Source organism: Streptomyces sp. NPDC000075 (genome assembly GCF_040301925.1).
GTDB lineage: Bacteria > Actinomycetota > Actinomycetes > Streptomycetales > Streptomycetaceae > Streptomyces > Streptomyces polychromogenes.
This window is the reverse complement of the sequence record NZ_JBEPFL010000002.1, coordinates 90664-110061: the sequence shown is the minus strand read 5'-3', so window position 1 is coordinate 110061 and position 19398 is coordinate 90664. Positions and strand designations below refer to the sequence as shown.

Here is a 19398-nt window from a genome sequence, read left to right as displayed (position 1 = left end):
CCCCTCGGCCTCATGGCCGGAATCAAGCCACTTTGGATGCGGCTCGATGGTCAGCACCAGACGTCGACATCGCTTGCGTTGATCGGCCACAGGGGGCTTGAGTTGCCCGCTACCGTTCGGACGGTACCGCGCGACCCATCCCCGTGCTCAATCGTTGAGGATCTTCCTTGAGCTCTGTGATCAGCCCGCTCCTTTCCGGCGACCCGGTGCAGATCGCCTCGTACCGGCTCATCGGCCGTCTCGGCTCAGGCGGCATGGGTACGGTGTACGCAGCATTGAATGACCAGGCCGGCAGGGTTGCGCTCAAGGTGGTGCACCCTCAGTTCGCCGCTGACCCGCAGTTCCGCGCCAGGTTCCATCGCGAGGCAACGGTGCTCCGTAGGGTCTCCGGGCCGTGCTTGGTCCCCTTCGTCGACGCGGATCCGACCGCCGACATCCCGTGGCTGGTTACCGAATACGTGCCGGGCCCCACCCTGCACGAGCACTTGGTTACGCATGGCCCGTTGTCCGGCGTTCAGCTGAACCTGTTCGCGGCCGGCACGGCGGCCGCGCTGGCCGCAGTGCACGCCGCCAAAGTCGTCCACCGTGACCTCAAGCCGGCCAACGTGATCCTTTCCCCACACGGCCCCCGCGTTCTTGACTTCGGCATCGCCCACGTGACGGACGGAACCGCAGTCACACGCACGGGCGTCACAACCGGCACTCCGGGCTGGATCAGTCCAGAGCAGTACCGAGACGGCACTACGGACAGCCTGGGAGACGTGTTCGCCTGGGGTGCGCTCGTCGCCTACGCCGCCACCGGCCGCCCTGTGTTCGGTACAGGGGCCCCAGACGTGGTCGCGTACCGAGTCATGAGCGAGGAACCCGACCTCGACGGCCTACCTCAAGAGCTCCGGGGAGTACTCGCGTCCTGTCTGGCCAAGACGCCCTCCCAACGCCCGCCCGCCAAGGACCTCGCCGAGATCACTTCCGACCTACTCGGCAGTGCGGCAACTCAGATCCTCCCCGCCCCGGAGCAGCAGACAGCAGTCCACGAGCTGATCGCCACACAGTGGCGCATTCCCACCGTCGAAGACCCGGCCTGGAACACAGGCACCCAGCCCCGGCCAACCGGACGCGGAGTCTGGGTGCGCCGCGGAGCCTTTATCGCGAGCGCGGCAGCCGTCGGTGCTCTCTGTGCTGCGCTCCTCGGTCTCCTCCCGTCCGACGCTTCACCGACGGCGCCGTCTGCCGGCGCCACCACATCCGCCCCTCTGGCCAGGGCCGACGACCGGCCGCCTGTTCCAGAGCCGTCGAACAGCACCCCCGCACCCACCGCTGTCGCGGACAAGCCGAGCCCCACGCCAGCCTCCTCCGTACCGCGGCTGACCCGAACCGAAGTCCACACCATCGCTCCATGGGCCGTCGGCGGCAGCGCCCCGGCCAAGGGAATCGTGGTCACAGAGGACCTTGTCGGGGCGTGCTGGAGCAGCTCGACCAAGACCCAGCGCACAGACGCCTGGCGCTGCACCGCCGACAGCACCATCCTCGACCCTTGCTTCGCTCCGGACGTGGGTCCGGAACACCCGGTACTGCTGTGTATGGGAGCCGACCCGAACCTCATGCGGCGCTTGACCCTCACCGAAACGCTGCCCGGCAACAACTTCCACATCCCCGGCGGCCCCGTCCCCACCCCCTTGATCATCGAGCTCGCCAACGGCAAAACGTGCGCATTCGTCGGGGGTGCTACCGACTCGCTCGCCGGCCAGCGCCTCAACTACTTCTGTGACGGCGGCGGAAGCGTGTACGGAGACCCCGACCAAGACCACCCTCTCTGGACCGCCGCCTATCGGGCAGAGCAGGCGAACACCACCATCAACACTCCCATCAAGGCTGCTTACCAATAGGCCACCGCCAACGGAGCGTTCGCCCCTCAGTAGACGTGTACGTGCGGCGTGCCCTACTTCCCATTCCAGCGGCACCGTGGGATGGCCATCCATCGTGACCTGGACGCCATGGCAGCTTCGAGACAGACGGGATGGTGCCGCATAGCGGTTCGTGGCAGGGTCGTCCTCATGCGGATTCTCGTGATGGGTGGCACCTGGTTCCTCGGCCGGGCGATCGTTGACGACGCGCTACGACGCGGGTGGGAAGTGACTGCGTTCAACCGCGGCCGTTCCGGTGCGGTCGACGGCGCCGAGACTGTCCGGGGAGACCGCACCAGCCCCGAGGACTTGAAGCGGCTCGCCACGCATGGGCCATGGGACGCCGTGATCGACACCTCCAGCAGCGAGTTCCCGCCCCGTGATGTGCTCCTCGCAGCCGATGTCCTGCGACCCGTCGCTGCGCGGTGGGTTCATGTCTCCACGGTGTCCGTATATCAGGGCTGGCCCCACCACCCGCTCACTGAGGACTCCCCGTTGCTGGAGTGCCCCCCGGACGCCGACGAATCATTCGGGCACACCGGCCCCGACGGCAGCCCGACGAAGTACGGGTTCCAGAAAGCGGGCGGAGAGGCCGCGGTGCGGGCTGCCTTCGGGGATGACGTGGTGTTCCTGCGGCCGGGGGTGATCTTGGGCCCCGGTGAGTACGTCGGCCGCCTTCCCTGGTGGCTTGCCCGTGCACAACGCGGCGGCCCGATCGTCGTCCCGGCACCGGCGGCACAGACGATCCAGCCCGTTGACGTGCGCGATGTCGCCGCCTTCGCCGTTGACCAAGCCGTCGCCGATGTAGCCGGCCGGGCGTATAACGTCGCCCATCCGGATGGCGTCAGCTGGGCGGAGTTCATCTCCACATGCCTCACGGTCACCGGCGGCGCCGGCCGCCCGGTGTGGGCCGATGCCTCGACGCTCGCCGCTCACGGCGTCAAGCAGTGGACAGAGCTCCCTCTGTGGCGTACCCATGCCGGCGTGTGGTCCGTCGACGCCTCCCTCGCCGTTTCATCCGGGCTTCGCTGTCGTCCGCTCGCTGAGACCATCGCCGACACCTGGGCGTGGATGCAGGCAGACGGGCGACCGGTCGAACATCCGAGGTGGTCTGAGCACGGCGTGGAGGCGGGCAAAGAGGCCAAGATCCTCGCCTCCCTCGGCCACCGGTAGGTGCGGAGGTGGCACGGGGGGTCAGGGTTCGATAGCGAGGAGTCGGCCCCCGGTGCCCCACTGCCTCGGTGCAGACAGTCGCCCGAACTCCTCGATCTGCTCGCCGAGCGTGATGGCCTTTGGCGCCCCCTGGAACACGGGACCAGTCAACGCCCGCCGCAGTGTTCCGGTGCGTTCCAGCAGGCCCGCCACACGCTGCTCCGCCGGGATCGCCCACACCGTCTCCAGTGTCACTGCCGCGGCGTCCAGATCACCCCGAAGAACCTGCGCGGCAGCAAGGTCAGCCGAGGCCTTCCCGCGGACTGATGCTGACTGCCGGGCCGGCGGTCGCGACGCGATGAGATCCAACGCTCGCTGGACCGTCGCCTCCGCTCCCGCCCCGTCACCGACGAGGAGGGCCGTGGTGCCGTTGGACATGAGCAGTCTTTCCTCGGTGAAGGCGAACTCCCCTCCCACGTCGTCGTGCAGCTCGTCCCGCTCACCGCTGTCCTGCTGCGTCGACGCGACGAGGGCCCGGGTCGCCCGCTCCAGGTCTCCGAGGTGCCCGTGAGCGCGGGCCTCAATGGACAACAGCCGTCGCCGGGCCGTGTCGCCCAGCCCCGCGTACGACAGCGCCGTGCGCGCCTGTCGTACGGCCTCCGAGGGCCGACCCGTGAAGTACGCACAGATCGCCAAGGACCCAGTCGCGTAAGCCCGCAGCGGGTCGAAGCGCGCCATCTCCCCGTACAGAGCCGCCGAACGGGCGAGACGGGCCGCGTCGTCCAAGGCTCCTAGGTCAAAAGCGGCGGTCGAAAGCAGCGCGCACGCCTGCCCCGCCACAATCAGCAGCTCCTGTTGCTGCGCGGGCACCTGCGTGAGCCCCCGCTGATGCTCCGCCTCCGAGCGCAGAGCTTTCGCCCGCCGGAACGCGTCGAACGCGCTCATGGCGCCATACGAGCGGGCAAGGGACAGGGCGTCGTCGCGGAGCTGGTCAACAGTGGTATCGGATACGGACTGCGCGGCGGCAGCCCCCGCTTCATCAGCGGCGTCACGTGCGGTCATAGCAATGTCACCTTCGAGGTTGTACGCAGTGGGAGCGCCTGAGACCGGGGCTGACGAGGCAGGTGGAGGCCCGAATAACGCTGCAGCGTCCACGTCGAATAACTGCTCCAGCGCCCGGCACATGTCTGGCCCGGGCAGCGTCTTGACCCTGCCTGATGTCCACCGCCGGAACTGAGCCTCTGACACCGTCAGACCCGGCGCGCCAGCCTGTGTGGCCGCCCGCTCGAAGGCCGTGACGAAGTCCCTGTATCGCCACTGCCGCTGCTGGACTAACAGCCACAGCAACGTCGCCGGCTCGTGCATCGGTCGCTCCCTCACTGTCAGGATTCGGGCCACATCGCCCCGCTCCCCTTCGTTGCCTACCCGTCAACACCCATGTGACGCAATGGAATCCGCCCAGATGACATGACAGCGCCATCCCCATGACACCCCGCTCACCCTGGCGAGCACCAGATGACACCCGCCGCGTCGTGGTCGTGACACCCACACCAGAGGGACTCTTACGCCACCCCAACGAGCCCAGCGAAAGGGAGCGGACCGTGAGCAGCCCCCGGCTTCCCCGCCGAACCCCCGGTGAGACCAATTCGCACTACGTGGCAGCCGTGGCCCCCTACACGGGGACGGACGTGAGCTCGCCGTCGGGACGCCGCAGTCTGCCCCAGGCCGCCGAGGCGTTCCGCACCCAGCAGGGTGACCCCGCCTCGTGGAGCTCCGCGCAGTTCGACGCCTTCCTCGACCTCGGGGGCGCTCAGTGACCACGACCACCGACGCGAACCTTTGGGTCATGGAGGACGTCAGTCACCGGCTCCTCGGCCGGGCGGTCGCGCAACCGTCCAGCGGACGGCGCGGAACTGTCGGCACCGTCCTGATCTACACCTCGAAGGTCAGCAACAGGGTGGTCAAGACGGTGGCTCACATGCGCCCGCTCGACGACTCGGGACGGGAGTGGACCGCCGATCCGGGCACCCTCAGGCCCCTACGACCGATCGCCTCCGACTTGCCCGCAGGCAAGAGCTGAACAGACTTCCCTCCTTCTGTCGACGAAGGTCGGCAGCGGGAGGGGATCGGCGTCCCCAGGGCGCCGTGTGTGAATCCGCAGTGTCCTACAGCAACAGGCCGGCTGCTGCCGGAGCGAATCACAGCTGCCCAACCAGGGCAGTCACCCTCCCATCAAGGAGATCAGTCATGCCGAAGCCCAGGCGAGAGAAGCAGAACCACCTGATCTACGCGGACGTCGTGGACTCCAAGTCCAAGGCAGGCGTGTGGATGGGGGAGCGCGCCTCCTTCCGCGACAAGCAGGCCCGCATCCTCGAGGCCCTGAAGGACCGCACCGACTGGGTCAACCTGGAGGGCGCGGTCATGGTCATCAGCGCCGAGCCCGCCGGCCTCACGGTCATCGCGCCGAACCCGACGCTCCCCGGTGTCATCGTCCTCTCCGACGGCGGATCCCCCGCGGCTTCCGCCCGGCTCCAGGCCGACGCTGAGGACAAGGTCCGCGCCGTCATGGCCGAGCTGGGGATCGCCGAAGAGGAATCGGCGGCCTGACCCAATGGCCACTCCCCAGCTGCTGTGGGGGAAATACTTCCAGTACGACCGGGACGGGGAGGCTGTCCTCCTCGACCCGGTCACGCTGGAGAGTGTGCTTCTCGACTCCGGCGAGGTCTCTGACCTCGCCGGGGTCCCCCCGACCACGACGCACTTAGCCCTCGCCGGGCTCGGCTTCACCCAGGACGGCCCCGCGGCCGACCGCCGTGAAGCACTCCGCCATCGTCTCCACACCCTGGGAATCGACCCGACGCCGCGCCGGATCAGCGGCCTCCGAGTGGTGCTCACCGACCGCTGCAACATGGCCTGCACGTACTGCTTCGTCGACACCAACAGCGGCAAGCCGGACATGACGGAGCAGGAGCTCGCCGCTGGCCTGGAGTTCCTGTTCGAGCAGAACGCCGGGCAGGAGGAGGTCTCGATCCAGTGGTTCGGCGGCGAGCCGACCATCCGCTTCGACCTCATGCAGTACGGCGACGAACTCGCCGACACCCTCGCCGCCCGCTACGGCGTCGAGCGGGTCCGGCGCACGGTCGTCACCAATGGCGCCCGTCTGACGGACGAGGCCCTCGACCACTTCGTACAGCGCGAGTACGGGGTGGGCATCTCCATCGACGGCCCTCCGGGGATCAACTCGGCGAACCGGCTCCTCCTCGGCGGGCAGCCGGCGGACGACCGCATCCGCCGCAACGTCCGGCGCCTGGTCGAGGCGAAGGGCCTGCACGTCGGCTGCAACCTCACCCCGACGGCATCGAACATCGGACGCCTGGCCGAGAGCGTGCAGTGGATCATCGACGACCTCGGCCTCAAGTTCATCTACGTCAACACGCCCATCCCCACCGGGGGCAAGTGGCGGGTGAGCGGAGCGGAACTGGCCCGGGAGCTCTACGAGGCCCGTCTTACCGCGCTCGGGAAGGGCGGGATGCTGTTCTCCGTCCTCGACCGAGCCTTCCAGGCCCTCGACACCCGCCGGCCGATGCTCTTCGACCACATGCAGGGCGACCGCAGCCTCAATGCCGCTCTGCTGCCCGGCGACCGAGTCAGCGTGTGCGACATCAACTTCACCGAGCCCTCGTTCCTCCATACACTCGACGAGCTGCGCGCGGACCCCGCCCGTCTCACAAGCGCAACGAAGAAGGTCGCGCCCATCCCCGCGTGCGGCGACTGCCCGGCGCTTGCCATCTGCGGCGGCCCATCCCGCAACGAGCAGGCGCTCATCGGCGGCAACACCCCCGACCCGCAGATGTGCGCCTTCTACACCAGCACCGTTGCCGTTGCGGTGTGGGACAACACGGGGGTGCAATGAGCGCCCCCGCTCGTACGGCACTGGTCTCGACGGCGGGGCATTGCGAGGTCGCTTGCAGTTTCTGCTTCCGGGCCGACCGCGCCCGCGGCTTCCTCACCATTGCGACGTACACACGTGCCCTGTCGCGGCTGAAGGAGACCGGGGTGGAGGGGGTATGCCTGACCGGTGGTGAGCCGACCCACCACCCGGAGCTCCGGCAGCTCGTCCGCCTGGCCCTCCAGTTCGGCATGACGGTGTCGATGGTGACCTCGGCCCGCTCGGAGGCGGAGGTCACCGCTCTCGCGGAGGTCGGTCACCTTTTGACCAACGTGACGGTCTCCGCAGACTCACAGGGCGCTATGGCACTCGGCCGTACTACGCGGACCGCGGCTTCGGCTGTCGCGACGCTGGACGCCGTGGACACCCCCTCGAAAGTCCTGCACCTGACCTACTGGGATGTGGAGGGGGAGGAAGCCACACAGCTCGCCGGCCTCGTGGCGGGGAAGGGGATCGAAGTCCAGCTGAGCCCCGTCCTCCTCTCCGAAGACGCCCTGCGCCGGGACGGTCGATCGATCCAGGACACCTTGAGGCAGAGGGCACGCGATACTGCGTCGCTCGGTCAGCACCTCCGTCTGTCCAACGGATACCGGTCCTACCTCGACGATCTTCGGCGAATGCAGCTGACCAAGGAGGAGAACCACCCCTGCCGGTCAGCAACCCTCTACGTGTCCGCCAAGGGCGAGGTGCGGCACTGCCCCTATGGCACATCCGAGATCAGCGTTCACGCCCCGCGTACCGAGATCCGCGCCTTCCTCGACGCGCCGGCCACGGACCGCGTCGTACCCGACTGCGCCGCCATCTGCCGACCCGCGTCCCGCGATTGTGCGGCCTGACCTTGGAGGTCCACGTGCAACCGTCGGTCTCCGTCACCGACCCTCACGACTTCAGCACCCACTGGAGGAAGCCGCCGAACTTCCGCATGCAGGTCCCGTTCGACTACCTGTTTCTGCCCGCGATCGACATCCTCGATCACATCCGTCGGGACGACGAGGTTCGCTTCACGGTCCTCGGCGAGGACGACTGGGCGGTGCGCATGGAGCGCACTGCGGCGTTCCGCACGGCCCCGGTCGAGGAGATCGCCACCTGGCCATTCCGCCTGGTGCACTTCAACCTTGCCCGGTTCTACGGCGAGCTCCTGGCCGGCTTCCAGGAAGAGGTCATGGTCCCCTGGCGCACCTACCTGTCGGCGCAGGGATTCACGTGGCAGCGGTGCGCGCCCATTCTGTTCCTGTCCACCGAAGGAGCGGCCTCGACCTACCACAACGACAACTCGCATGGTCTTGTCTGGCAGGTCCAAGGGGTCAAGACCTTCCACAGCTACCACAACCCCGATAGGCACCTGTCACCCGAAGCCGCGGTCCTCGGCGAGACCACCGCCGAGGATCCCCCACCGCACGCCAAGGCAGACCGGCAGTCGGTGACGATGCAGCCAGGTGACCAGCTGTGGAACCATGCCCTGACACCGCACTGGGTCACCACCGAATCGCCCCTCGCGCTCAGCGTCACCCTCTCCCACGGCGGGCTGTGCCGCCGGGGCCGGTACGCCGACCGTGAGCTGGCCCTGCGCAACCACTGGGACAAGAACCCCGACGAGGCGTGGACCCTCGACCTGGGGCACACCCGGTACTGAGCGAACCACCTCTGCCCCACCGCCAAGCCGGCGGTGGGGCAGAGGTGCGTCTACCCCTGGCTCAGGGGGTGAGGCGGTTCGGCCCACGGAACAGGAACGCGGCCTCGCGGATCGAGTCCAGGCCGAGCATGACCATCAGGATCCGGCCCAGGCCGGCGCCGAGGCCGCCGTGCGGCGGGCAGCCGAAGCGGAAGATGTTCATGTAGTCCTGCATAGGCTCGGTGTCCATGCCCTTCTCCTCGGCCTGCTTGAGCAGCACGTCGGAGCGGTGCTCTCGCTGGGCCCCGGTGGTGATCTCCAGGCCCTTCCAGAGCAGGTCGAAGCTGAGCGTCAGGTCCGGCCGGTCCGCCGGACGCATGTGGTAGAAGGGCCGGATGCTGGCCGGGTAGTGCGTGATGAACACGAACTCGTGGCCCGTGCGCTCCTTCATGTGGGCGGCGATGGTGCGCTCACCTTCCGGGTCCAGGTCCTCCTTGACGCCTTCGGGGTCCCAGCCGCCGGCCCGCAGGATCTCCTGCGCCTCGGCCATCGTGATCCTGGGGAACGGGGCCTCCGGCACGACGACCTCGATGCCGAAGACTTCCCGGATCGCCTCGCCGTGGACCTCGGCGACCTTCGCGATGGCGTGGGCGAGCATCCGCTCCTCGAACGCCATCACGTCCTCGACGTCGTCGATCCACGACAGCTCGACGTCCACGCCGGTGAACTCGGTCGCGTGGCGTGAGGTGAACGACGGCTCAGCCCGGAAGACTGGACCGATCTCGAAGACCCGGTCGATGCCGGCTGCCACGGCCATCTGCTTGTAGAACTGCGGAGACTGGGCGAGGTAGGCCGACCGGTCGAAGTACCCGAGCTTGAACACCTCGGCTCCGGACTCCGAGGCGGTGCCCATCAGCTTCGGCGTGTGCATCTCCGTGCAGCCGTTCTGCATGGCGTACTCGCGCAGCCCCTGCTCCAGGGTCGTCTGCGCGGCGAACACCATCTGCGCGGTGGCCCGCTTGCGTACGTCGAGGAAGCGCCAGTCGAGCCGGTGCTCGGGGCCGGTGTGCTCGTCGATCGGCAGGGGCGTCTCCGCCCGGTTCAGCACCTCGACCGATTCGGGGACGAGCTCCAGGCCGCCCAGCTTGACCTGGGCCGCGTCCACGACGCGGCCAGTGATCCGGACGGCGGATTCGGGGGTAAGGGACTCCAGGACGGCTTCGAGCGGGCTACCGTCGCGCTTGTGGGTCACCTGGACCATGCCGGAGTGGTCCCGCAGGATGACGAACTGCATCTTGCGTTGAAGCCGGAGGGCGTTCACCCAGCCGGATACGGTGACGGTCTGGTCGAGGTGTGCGCGTAGGTCGGAAGCCAGTACGCGGCTAGTCGTGTGGATCATCGCAGCCCTCCAGGGGCGTCGTCATGATCCCTTGGAAGCGTGGGCGAGAAGGGTACTCGCGGTGCCACCACGCCTTTGCCACCGCCAGACAGCGGCGGCCTCATTCAGCCCGGTGACGGGGGCAAACCGGCGGGGCATTGGGCCCGAAGGCCTTTCCTCCCCGCGCTCGGGAGGGTCTTCACCACGGGTACGAGTCCGCCTTCACAGCTGCCGGCGGCTCTCTCTGCTCGCGTGATCCGTGGTTACTTGTCTCCGTCAACGCATTGAGATGAGGATACGGATACGTTCAGGCTCGACGCAACGGAAACGATCGAGACACGCTTCTGGAATCGCGCACAGCAAGGGCCTCAGCACGTCTGTCCTAGAAACCCTCCTCCGCGAGCACGTTCAAGGCGCGTGCCGGAGTTGGCAGCACCCCATGAAGAAGCCGCGGAGAGCCCTGAGGGCGAGGACCCGCAGGAACGGCTTCAGCCGTTCCCACTCGGCATCCGTCAGATCATTCCGCCCCATGCCCACGGCAACGGCCATGGAGCGGAGTGGTCATGTGAGCGACCGGACAAGTCCCTAGTAGGCGCCGGCGACCTCGGTGGCGGCATTGCTCGCGTCGAAGAACTTGTCGGTGACCTTCACCCACGATGCGACCCGATCGCCGGCCGCGTACCGCTTCAACGTCTCGAAAGCGATGGGACCGAAGCGGGGGTTGCATTCGACGGCTGCGGCCAGCTTGCCCCTGCTGATCGCGTCGACAGCCTCCTTGCCGCCGTCGACAGACAGGACGAGGACGTCCTTGCCGGGGATCTTGCCGACGGATTCGAGAGCGGCGATGGCCCCGAAGGCCATCTCGTCGTTGTGGGCGTAGATCAGCTGGGCGCCCGGGTGTGCCTTGAGGAGCGCTTCGGCCACCTGGCAGCCCTTGTCGCGCGAGAAGTCTCCCGACCGGGAGGCCACGATCTCGAAGCCGCCGGCGGCCTTGACGGCGTCGTCGAAGCCCTTCTTGCGGCCCATAGCCGGCGAGGAACCCGCGGTCCCCTCAAGCTGGATGATCTTCTTCTTGTCCTTCGCGTTCTTCGCCAGCCACTCGCCCACGCGTTGGCCCTGCATGACGAAGTCGGAGCCGATGAAGGTCACGTAGTCGACCCCGGGCTTGGCCAGGGCCAAGTCCACGCTCCGGTCGAGGAGCACAACCGGGATGCCGGCGTCCTTGGCAGCCCTGACGGCCGGGATCAGCGGCTTCTCCTCGCGCGGTGACAGGAAGATCAGGTCGACGCCCTGCGCGATCATGGCGTTCACGTCGGAGACCTGCTTCGCCGCCGAACTCTGCGCATCGGTATAGACGAGCTGGTAGCCGAGCTTCGCGGCCTCTGCCTTCATGCTCTCGGTCTGCGCGATGCGCCACGGGTTGTTGGCCTCGACCTGCGCGAAGCCGACCTTGTATGTGTCCTTCTTGGCCAGTGGGGGCAGGTCACTCATCGGTTCCTTCTTTCCCTCGGCGTTCGGAACGTCAAGGGAAGAATGGGACATGATCGACTCCTGCGGGACCGAGGTCGCCGTAGTCGGCGTGGTGTGCGAAAGACTCGCCGACAACCACGCGCGGGACGGACGGCCAAGTGGAGACGCCCGCTTCTGCTCATGATCGGCCGGGCAACTCCTAGCAGCTTGCTCCCGCACGCTGGAGCCAGCAGCGCCGTCGACCATAGGCGGCACGGGAGACGGCCCCTCGCCGAGCAGCGCCGCGATCCGGTCGGGGACGGCAGGATCGGCCCACATCAGGACGGGCAGATGCGCCTGGTCCGAGTCGGCCGGGGTGTGCCGAACCAGCCGATGGTAGAGGTCGGCCGTGGCGAGCGGCCCCATTCCACCGAGGGTGCCAAGGACCGGGCGGATGACATGGCGCACCTGAGCTGCCGAAGGAGCCTCTTCCTGTGGTTCTCGCTCACCGTCCACACCACCAACGCCTACGCCGAAGCCATCGAGAAGGCGTTTACGCTGGCCCGCAACTCAGCCCGTCGAGCTCGACCGGCATGACATCCACCTCCGCAGGTGACGGCAGATCGAGGACTACCGCCTCAGCGCATACCCCGACCTCTGCTGAACAGCCAGCGACGTCTCCACCTCCTTCGCCACAGCAGAGACCTCGGCGACGCCCGTTATCGAGCCCGTTCCCGAGTCCAGCCCGTCCACCACGCCATTGTGACGATGCCCCCTGGTCATAGCCGCCCGAGAATTGGATGCTGGCCGCGATATGGGAGGGGTGGAGCGTGCAAGACGACTTACTGGTGGTCGGCTTCGACCTGGAAAAAGGGCGGGAAGTACATGTGGCCGAGCAGCCGCCGGAGTACTGGAGGCAGCGCGGCTACGGCGGCACACGACAACTGGTGTGCTTCTACTGCTTTCACGGGTTCGAGGCACCCGTCGGTACGCGTGTTCCGCTGCTGACCCGCGGGCGCCTGGGCGGCAAGGTGCGTACGCATTTTGCGCACCCCTCTGGACAAGCTCCAGAAGGCGGTCACCATCCCGAGACTGTCTGGCACATCACCACCAAACACACGCTGGCCCGGTGGGCGCGTAGCCGCCCAGGGGTCGCCGCGGTACGGCTGGAACAGTGGACCCCGGACCAGGACCGCCGTGCAGACGTTGCCGTTCGCCTGGAGGACGGCACACGCCTCGCGCTGGAGGCGCAGCGGATGCTCATGACCGATGAGGCGTGGCGGGCCAGACACCGCGACTACCAGCGGCAGGGCATAGTCGACGTCTGGTTCTGGCGGCCCCGTGTCCACTTCCCCCACATAGTCCTATCCGAGGGCCTGCCGGTGTGGTTCTACGTCCCCTCAAAGGGCATGGCTTGGACGGCCTTCGGCCGGGCGCACCAAAAGGTGCACCGGTGGTGGGAGGTGAAAAACCCTGCGGTGTTCGGTCTGCACCATCCGCCATGCCCGCTGGACGACCTGGAACGGCAGGCCGTACCACTTGGCGAGCTGAACCTGGACCAGCAGGGCGCTGTGCTCCCGCAGAACCTGCGACAGAAACTGAGTGACTCTCAGCGCGAAGCCCGCGAGGAGGCAGCGGTGCGGCGCGAGAGCGCAGCGCGGTACGCCCACCAGCTGCGCGAAGCACAGCAGCGGCGCGACGAGGCCGACAGGCACCCGAAGCCACTGCCGGCACCTCGACTGCCGCACGGCGCCCTGCGATGCACGGTGTGCCAGCGAGCCTTGGCTCCCGAACTGGCAGCGGCCGGGCGTCACCTTCTGTGCTGACCAGAGGGCATCCCGACAGTAGACGCACTGTGCCAGGCCGGTGATGCGGGCGGTGCTGCAGCGGAGCTTCCGCCGGAGGCGCCAGCCTTTCCGCTTAGCCATGGCCTGCTCGTCGAGGCAGCGGATCTTGGCGTGCGTGCTGTCTGGCAGCAGACGGACTCGAGAGCCCTGCTCAGGCGGGCCAGCCAGCAACGATTTTCAGTCAACATTATTCGGACGCAGCTGGACGCCGGCGGACTCACACGAACACAGCCGGACGCAGTGGGCGGGGCTTACCGGGGCTCCACCTGTCCGGCCTGCATCCGCCCCTCGTTTCGGCCGGAGCGTACTGCGCAACACTTCACGTCATGCCGAGCTTTCAGCAGAGGAAGGCCGTGGGCGACGCTCACGAGAACCGCGTTGCCGAAGAACTGACCGCGCGAGGGTGGTCGGTCAACCCGTGGGGGCAGGGAGTCCTCACCCAGCCCGTTCAATCCGCCCTCCGTACGACCGACAGCTCGCTCCGGTGGACGCCTGATCTCCTCGCCGCCAGGGGCAATCGCCTCACGATGATCGACTGCAAGAGCAGCATGACCAGTCGGGCCACGCGCCGCCACGCGATCGAGCGGGCCGCGGTCCGCTCGCACTTCCAGCTCGTCGCCTGGACCGAGCTGCCCATCTACTACGTGTTCGACAACCTGGACGTACTGACACCGTACGACGCCCTCACTGCGGGGCAGACCGGCCCGCACTCGCTCTCGGGTTCGGGAGCGCCGTACCTGCTCGTGCCCACGACGGAGTGCCGCACCTTTGACTCCACCTTCGGCCTGCGGAAGCACCCCGTCGCACGCAAAGCTGCTTGAGCTCCGAGCCGCACCGAGATCCGCCGCTCGGTACAACAGGCTGTACCGAGCGAGATCACACCCCGTCGCCCCTATGACGCAGGCGTCTCGACACCCTCTCCGGCTGACGAACCGTCACCAAAGTCAGCATTGGGTCAGCATTGGTCCTGGCAAAGCTGACCCCAGCCGGTCACACATGGGAAGGATCGACACCCCGGAGATGCTCCTTCCGGAGCCTCTGCCAGCCCCTCCCGCTGAACGATCACCACCGGATCGACCTCGACCCTCGGCTGGGTCTCAACCAGTCCACCTGCATCGCAAAACCGCAGGTCAGCGCACCCGTCCACGCGGCTTCAGGCGCGTGGGCGGGAGCTCAGGGGCGGGGATCGGCGGGCCGTCGTAGCCCTTTACTTCTCCGAAACGATTGCCCTCCATCCAGTCCTGGCGGGCCTGTACGATCTCCTCGTTGGAGCGGCCGATCCAGTTCCAGAACATGACGATCTCCTCCTCGAACGGCTCACCCCCCAGCAGCATCAGGCCCGCGTCCGAGGTGGCGCGCAGGGGGAGTTCGGTGCGGCCGCAGCCGAGGTAGAGCATGGAGCCCGGGAGGAGGGGGACGCCGTCGGCGTGGGCTTCGCCGGACATGGAGAGGACCGCGTACTCGAAGTCCGGGTCGAGGGGCAGGCGGGTCTCGGTGCCGGCGGCCAGGGCGAGGTCGGCTCCGACGATGGGGGTGTACGCGGTGCCCGGGGAGGTCGCGGTGTCCAGGGTGCCGAGGATGACCGTGGCACTCAGGCCGGGGGCGGTGACCTGCGGGAGGTCCGCGTGGTGCTGGAAGTGCGGGTCGACGTCGCGGTGGGCGTCGGGCAGGGCCACCCACAGCTGGGCCCCGTGCAGGAAGCGGGCGTGGGGGCGCGGGCTCTCCTCGGAGTGGCTGATGCCCCGGCCGGAGGTCATCAGGCCCAGTTCGCGCGGGCGGATCGTGGCGAGGCTGCCCACGCTGTCGCGGTGCAGCACCTCGCCCTCGTGCAGCCAGCTCACGGTCTGGAGGCCGGCGTGCGGGTGGGGGGCGACCTGCATGCCGGGCTCGTCGGCGATGTCGTCGGGGCCGTAGTGGTCGACGAAGCACCAGGCGCCCACCATGCGGCGGCCCAGGTTCGGCAGGAGTCGGCGGACCTCGGTGGACTCCCCCAGCCTGACCGTGCGCGGGCTGAGGAGCTCCCGCACGGGTTCGGCCACGACGAAGCCGCGGCCGCCGCAGGAGGAGAGAGCGGGCTGGCGATCGAGATTGCTCATACGGGACAAGGTAGCCCCGTCGGCTCCACTTGCCCCCGTTCCTTCCGCGGGAAGGACGCGGCGTGCGGGGCCCGGCGGCCGCCTCGGCTAGCCTGGGTCCGATATGAACCGCCTGACCACGCCTTTCGGCTCCTACGAACTCACCCGCTTCCCCGCCGACCCGCGCGACCGGCTCCGCGCCTGGGACGCCGCCGACGAGTACCTGCTGCGCCACCTCGACGCCGGGACCGGCGAGCGCGGCCCGGTGGACCTGGCCGGCGCCGGGCAGATCACGGTCGTCGGCGACCGCTGGGGTGCGCTGACGACGGCCCTGGCCGCCTACCACCCGGCCCAGATCACCGACTCGGCGCTGGCCCGCGCGGCCACCGAGGCCAACCTGGACCGGGCCGGCATCGGCACCGCCAAGTCCACGGTGACCCTGCTGACCACGCGGGACGCGCCGCCCGCGCGGATCGACGTCCTGCTGGTCCGGGTGCCCAAGAGCCTGGCGCTGCTGGAGGACCAGCTCCGGCGGCTGGCCCCGCACCTGCACGAGGGCACGGTGGTCGTCGGCGCCGGCATGGTCAAGGAGATCCACACCTCCACGCTGGACCTCTTCGAGAAGGTCGTCGGCCCGACGCGCACCTCCCTCGCGGAGAAGAAGGCCCGGCTGATCTTCTGCACTCCGGACCCCGCGCTGCTGGCCGCCGCCGGCCCCTCTCCCTGGCCGCTGACGTACACGGTGGACCAGGACGGCGGCTCGGGCGCCGGGCTGACCGTGGTCAACCACGCCGGGATCTTCTGTGCCGACCGGCTGGACGTCGGCACGCGCTTCTTCCTCCAGTCCATCCCGACCAACACCGACGGGGCCCGTGTCGTGGACCTGGGCTGCGGCAACGGCGTCGTCGGCACGGCGGTGCAGGTCGCCGACCCGGACGCCGAGGTCGTCTTCACGGACGAGTCGTACCAGGCCGTCGCCTCGGCGCGGGCCACCTACGAGGCCAACGTGCGCCCCGGCCGGCGGACGGCGGAGTTCCTCGTCGGCGACGGGGTGGCCATGCTGCCGCCGTCCTCGGTGGACCTGATCCTCTGCAACCCGCCCTTCCACTCGCACCAGGCGACCACGGACGCGACGGCGCTGCGCATGTTCGCGCAGTCCCGCAAGGCGCTGCGCCCGGGCGGGGAGCTGTGGGTGGTGGCCAACCGGCACATGGGCTACCACACCCATCTGCAGCGGCTGTTCGGGAACCAGGAGGTCGTCGCGAGCGAACCGCGGTTCGTGGTGCTGCGGGCCGTCAAGCGCGAGGCGCGGCAGCACGGCCGGTGAGCCGCCGGCGCCCCGCCCCGACCCGCCCCATGTGACCTGCCGGTACACCCGCCGGTAGGTCCTACACTCGGCCGCGTGAGCACTGGGGCGGGGACGGACGGCGGGGACGGGCGGCGGCGCTGGCGCCGCGAGGAGGTGGCCCGGGAGGCCGGGGTCAAGGTGCGCAACCTGCGCTACTACCAGGAGCGCGGGCTGCTGCCGCCGCCGCGCCGGGAGGGCCGGATCGCCTGGTACTCCGACGACCACCTGACCCGGCTGCGGCTGATCAGCGACCTGCTGGGGCGCGGCTACACGGTCAACGGCATCGGGGAGCTGCTGGCCGCCTGGGAGCAGGGCGGGGGGATCTCCCAACTGCTCGGCCTGGAGCGGGAGATGACCCGGGACTGGGTGCGCGAGGAGCCGGTGACGATGACCCGGGCCGAGCTGCGCGAGCTGTTCGGGCCGGGGGCGACGGCCGAGCACACCCGGCGGGCGGCCGCGCTGGGTTACGTACGGGTCGACGGGGACCGGGTGACGTATCCGAGCCGGCGGCTGCTGGAGGCGACGGTGGCGCTGGTGCGGCAGGGGATGCCGCTCACGGAGATCCTGGACGCCGGGGAGTTCGTGCAGGAGCAGGCCGCTGCGGTGGCGGACCGGTTCGTCGGACTGTTCCGCAGGCATGTGATCGGCCCGGAGGGGCTGGGGCGGCTTTCGGCCACGCAGCTGGATCACGTCCGGGAGGCGGTGGCGGCGCTGCGGCCGGTGGCGGGCGAGGTGGTGGCCACGGAGTTCGCCCGGGCGATGGGACGGCGGGTGGAGGCGGAGGTCGCCGAACTGCTGCGTACGGAGCAGTAGGAGTCGGCCTAAAGGGTGCGCTCGCACAACCTTGCCAACCACCATTGGCACTCTTACATTCAACTCGTCGGTAACAAAGGTGCACAGCCGAGATAAGGGACGATCTCGTGGCAGATTCACCGTACTTACCCGCATTCGATTCCGAGGACGGCCCCGGCGCCGACTCCGCGAGCAGAGTGGAGGGCAGGGTCCGCTGGCGCCGGTTCGCGCTGCTGACCGTGCCCGCCGTGGCGGTGACCGCCGGGCTCGGGATCGCCCTCGCGCAGGGCGCGCTCGCCGCCTCCTTCGCGGTGTCGGGCCAGCAGTTCAAGGTGTCGGCGACCAGCCTGGAGGGCGAGGGCTTCGCCCAGTACGGCAGCGTCGACGTCAACGCCCGCCAGGAGCTGATCCCGGTGGCCGTCACCGCCATCAAGGAGGCCAAGCTGCACAGCCTCTGCCAGTCGGTGGTCACCACCCTCCCGGTCATCGGGGACATCTCCCTGAACCTGACCGCCGGGCAGAAGGCCCCCGTCGAGGCCTCCAACCTGTTCGTGGACGCCACCCAGCTCGCCGGTGACGCGCAGTTCACGAACATCGAGATCGGGCGCGACGCCTCCACCCTGGACAAGGGCCCGGCCGAAGCGCAGGGCATGCAGGACCTGTTCGCCCAGCAGGCGGACAAGGTCACCATCAGCAGCCTCCAGCAGACGGCGTGGGCGACGAACGCCGGCACCTTCAAGCTGTCCGGGCTGAGCATGAACATCAGCAAGGGCAAGAAGGAATGCTTCTGAGCCGCTGGCGGCGGTGGCGGCGCGGCAGGCCCTTCTGGGGCGGTCTCTTCGCCGTCCTGGCCGGGGCCTGGATCTGCGTCCTTCCGCTCGCACCACTGAAGATCATGCTCCAGCAGGGCATCGCGGGGATCCCGTCCGTCCTGATGGGCGTCATCATGATCGTCCTCGGTCTCACCGCCTGGTTCTCGCCCCGCCAGCGCGGCCTCGCCGGGGTCCTCACCACCCTGATCGCCACCGCCGCGCTGGTCCTGTCGAACCTCGGCGGGTTCCTGATCGGCACCCTGCTCGGCATCCTCGGCGGCGGGCTGATGTTCGCCTGGCAGCCGTACGCCGCCCCGCGCGCCGGGGGCTCCGCCGCCCCCGCCCGGCCCTCCCCCGCCGGGACCTCCCCCACCCCGCACCCCGATCCCCAAGGAGCTCAGCCATGAGCCGTACGCGCAGCGCGCTCGCCCTCTGTATGGCGGCGGCGGCCGCACTGACGGTGGCCTCCGCCACCGCCTCCGCCGCTCCGTTACCGCTGGCCGGGTCGACCACCGTCACCCCGGCCGGGCACGCCTTCAAGGCGTCCCTGAGCGGGAAGGCCACCCTCAAGGCCGGGTCGGTCACGGTGACCTGCTCGGTCTCCGTCTCCACCGGCTCGGTGCCGGCCGCCCCCGGCAACCAGAACCCGGCCGGGGCGGTGTCCTCGCCGATCTCCCCGCCGACCTACAGCTCCTGCACGTCCAGCATGCCGGGCGTGACCGCGACGGTGACGACGAGCGGCGCCTGGTCGGTGTCCATGCAGAACGGCTCGCCGGTCACGGCCACCATGACGGTGCCCACCGGCGGTCTGGTCGTGCACACGACGGGCCTCGCCACCTGTACCGTGACCGCGGCCCCCGGAGGCCCGGCGAGCGTCCCGGCCACCTGGGCCAACGGGGCCCCGTCCAGCCTGACGTTCTCCGGCGCGTCCGTCCCGGTGACGGTGACCGGCGGCTTCGGCTGCCCGACCAGCGCGACCTCGTCCACCTTCAACGCGGTCTACCTGGTCTCCGACACCACCGACCCGGCCCAGCAGATCACCGTCACCCCCTGACGGCCCCGTCCGCCGCCGCCTTCCCG

General features: G+C 69.0%; 19 protein-coding genes. 15 read left to right on the top strand and 4 right to left on the bottom strand.

Going from position 1 to position 19398, the window contains the following annotated elements; all coding sequences use genetic code 11:
- The first annotated feature begins 176 nt into the window (after positions 1–176).
- Both ABT403_RS02675 and ABT403_RS02670 read left to right on the top strand, forming a co-directional pair.
- Positions 177–1886: a serine/threonine protein kinase gene (locus tag ABT403_RS02675; RefSeq protein WP_344158918.1), complete on the top strand. Its 1710-nt coding sequence runs from the start codon at positions 177–179 to the stop codon at positions 1884–1886.
- 168 nt (positions 1887–2054) lie between these two features.
- Positions 2055–3077: an NAD-dependent epimerase/dehydratase family protein gene (locus ABT403_RS02670; protein ID WP_344157263.1), complete on the top strand. Its 1023-nt coding sequence runs from the start codon at positions 2055–2057 to the stop codon at positions 3075–3077.
- Between the two features lie 21 nt (positions 3078–3098).
- Here ABT403_RS02670 and ABT403_RS02665 read toward each other — a convergent pair whose 3' ends face one another.
- Entirely contained in the window at positions 3099–4421 is a 1323-nt protein-coding gene (locus ABT403_RS02665) for an NsdA family TPR-like regulatory protein (RefSeq protein WP_486388779.1), read from the bottom strand.
- Between the two features lie 236 nt (positions 4422–4657).
- Here ABT403_RS02665 and ABT403_RS02660 point away from each other — a divergent pair, with 236 nt between their 5' ends.
- The 6 genes from ABT403_RS02660 to ABT403_RS02635 all read left to right on the top strand — a co-directional run bounded on the left by ABT403_RS02660 (position 4658) and on the right by ABT403_RS02635 (position 8638).
- On the top strand, positions 4658–4873 hold the full coding sequence (locus tag ABT403_RS02660) for a hypothetical protein (protein WP_344157257.1): 216 nt from the start codon (positions 4658–4660) through the stop codon (positions 4871–4873).
- Positions 4870–5136, top strand: a complete 267-nt coding sequence (locus ABT403_RS02655; protein ID WP_351647679.1) for a hypothetical protein — start codon at positions 4870–4872, stop codon at positions 5134–5136. Before ABT403_RS02660 ends, ABT403_RS02655 begins: the two co-directional genes overlap by 4 nt.
- A gap of 167 nt (positions 5137–5303) precedes the next feature.
- The gene (locus ABT403_RS02650) at positions 5304–5663 is read left to right on the top strand and encodes a hypothetical protein (RefSeq protein ID WP_344157251.1); all 360 of its coding nucleotides are present in this window, start codon (positions 5304–5306) and stop codon (positions 5661–5663) included.
- 4 nt (positions 5664–5667) lie between these two features.
- Positions 5668–6969 (top strand): radical SAM protein, encoded by a 1302-nt coding sequence (locus ABT403_RS02645; RefSeq protein ID WP_344157248.1) that lies wholly within the window; start codon positions 5668–5670, stop codon positions 6967–6969.
- Entirely contained in the window at positions 6966–7841 is an 876-nt protein-coding gene (locus tag ABT403_RS02640) for a radical SAM protein (protein WP_344157245.1), read from the top strand. The genes ABT403_RS02645 and ABT403_RS02640 overlap by 4 nt, the downstream gene beginning before the upstream one ends.
- A gap of 14 nt (positions 7842–7855) precedes the next feature.
- Positions 7856–8638 (top strand): hypothetical protein, encoded by a 783-nt coding sequence (locus ABT403_RS02635; RefSeq protein WP_344157242.1) that lies wholly within the window; start codon positions 7856–7858, stop codon positions 8636–8638.
- 61 nt (positions 8639–8699) lie between these two features.
- On the opposite strand, the gene aspS is transcribed toward ABT403_RS02635, so the two are convergent.
- Positions 8700–10016 carry an aspartate--tRNA(Asn) ligase gene (aspS, locus tag ABT403_RS02630; protein WP_344157239.1) on the bottom strand — a complete coding sequence of 439 codons (1317 nt, stop codon included), beginning with the start codon at positions 10014–10016 and terminating at the stop codon, positions 8700–8702.
- Between the two features lie 564 nt (positions 10017–10580).
- Positions 10581–11870, bottom strand: coding sequence for a substrate-binding domain-containing protein (locus ABT403_RS02625; protein WP_344157236.1), 1290 nt, complete (start codon positions 11868–11870; stop codon positions 10581–10583).
- 404 nt (positions 11871–12274) lie between these two features.
- On the opposite strand from ABT403_RS02625, the gene ABT403_RS02620 reads away from it, so the two are divergent.
- Positions 12275–13270, top strand: coding sequence for a competence protein CoiA family protein (locus tag ABT403_RS02620; protein ID WP_344157234.1), 996 nt, complete (start codon positions 12275–12277; stop codon positions 13268–13270).
- A 569-nt stretch (positions 13271–13839) separates the two neighbouring features.
- Positions 13840–14112, top strand: coding sequence for a hypothetical protein (locus tag ABT403_RS02610; RefSeq protein ID WP_344157230.1), 273 nt, complete (start codon positions 13840–13842; stop codon positions 14110–14112).
- Between the two features lie 309 nt (positions 14113–14421).
- On the opposite strand, the gene ABT403_RS02605 is transcribed toward ABT403_RS02610, so the two are convergent.
- Entirely contained in the window at positions 14422–15387 is a 966-nt protein-coding gene (locus tag ABT403_RS02605; protein ID WP_344157227.1) for a pirin family protein, read from the bottom strand.
- A gap of 112 nt (positions 15388–15499) precedes the next feature.
- Between ABT403_RS02605 and ABT403_RS02600 the strand changes: the two genes are divergently transcribed.
- From ABT403_RS02600 to ABT403_RS02580, 5 genes are all read left to right on the top strand, one after another.
- A complete protein-coding gene (locus tag ABT403_RS02600; protein ID WP_344158916.1) occupies positions 15500–16693 on the top strand; it encodes a methyltransferase in 1194 nt (397 codons plus the stop codon).
- 75 nt (positions 16694–16768) lie between these two features.
- Positions 16769–17527, top strand: coding sequence for a MerR family transcriptional regulator (locus ABT403_RS02595; protein WP_344157224.1), 759 nt, complete (start codon positions 16769–16771; stop codon positions 17525–17527).
- A 176-nt stretch (positions 17528–17703) separates the two neighbouring features.
- The gene (locus tag ABT403_RS02590) at positions 17704–18297 is read left to right on the top strand and encodes a DUF6230 family protein (protein ID WP_344158914.1); all 594 of its coding nucleotides are present in this window, start codon (positions 17704–17706) and stop codon (positions 18295–18297) included.
- Positions 18288–18725 carry a DUF6114 domain-containing protein gene (locus ABT403_RS02585; protein WP_344157221.1) on the top strand — a complete coding sequence of 146 codons (438 nt, stop codon included), beginning with the start codon at positions 18288–18290 and terminating at the stop codon, positions 18723–18725. Before ABT403_RS02590 ends, ABT403_RS02585 begins: the two co-directional genes overlap by 10 nt.
- Positions 18722–19372, top strand: coding sequence for a hypothetical protein (locus ABT403_RS02580; protein ID WP_344157218.1), 651 nt, complete (start codon positions 18722–18724; stop codon positions 19370–19372). Before ABT403_RS02585 ends, ABT403_RS02580 begins: the two co-directional genes overlap by 4 nt.
- Positions 19373–19398 lie beyond the last annotated feature (26 nt).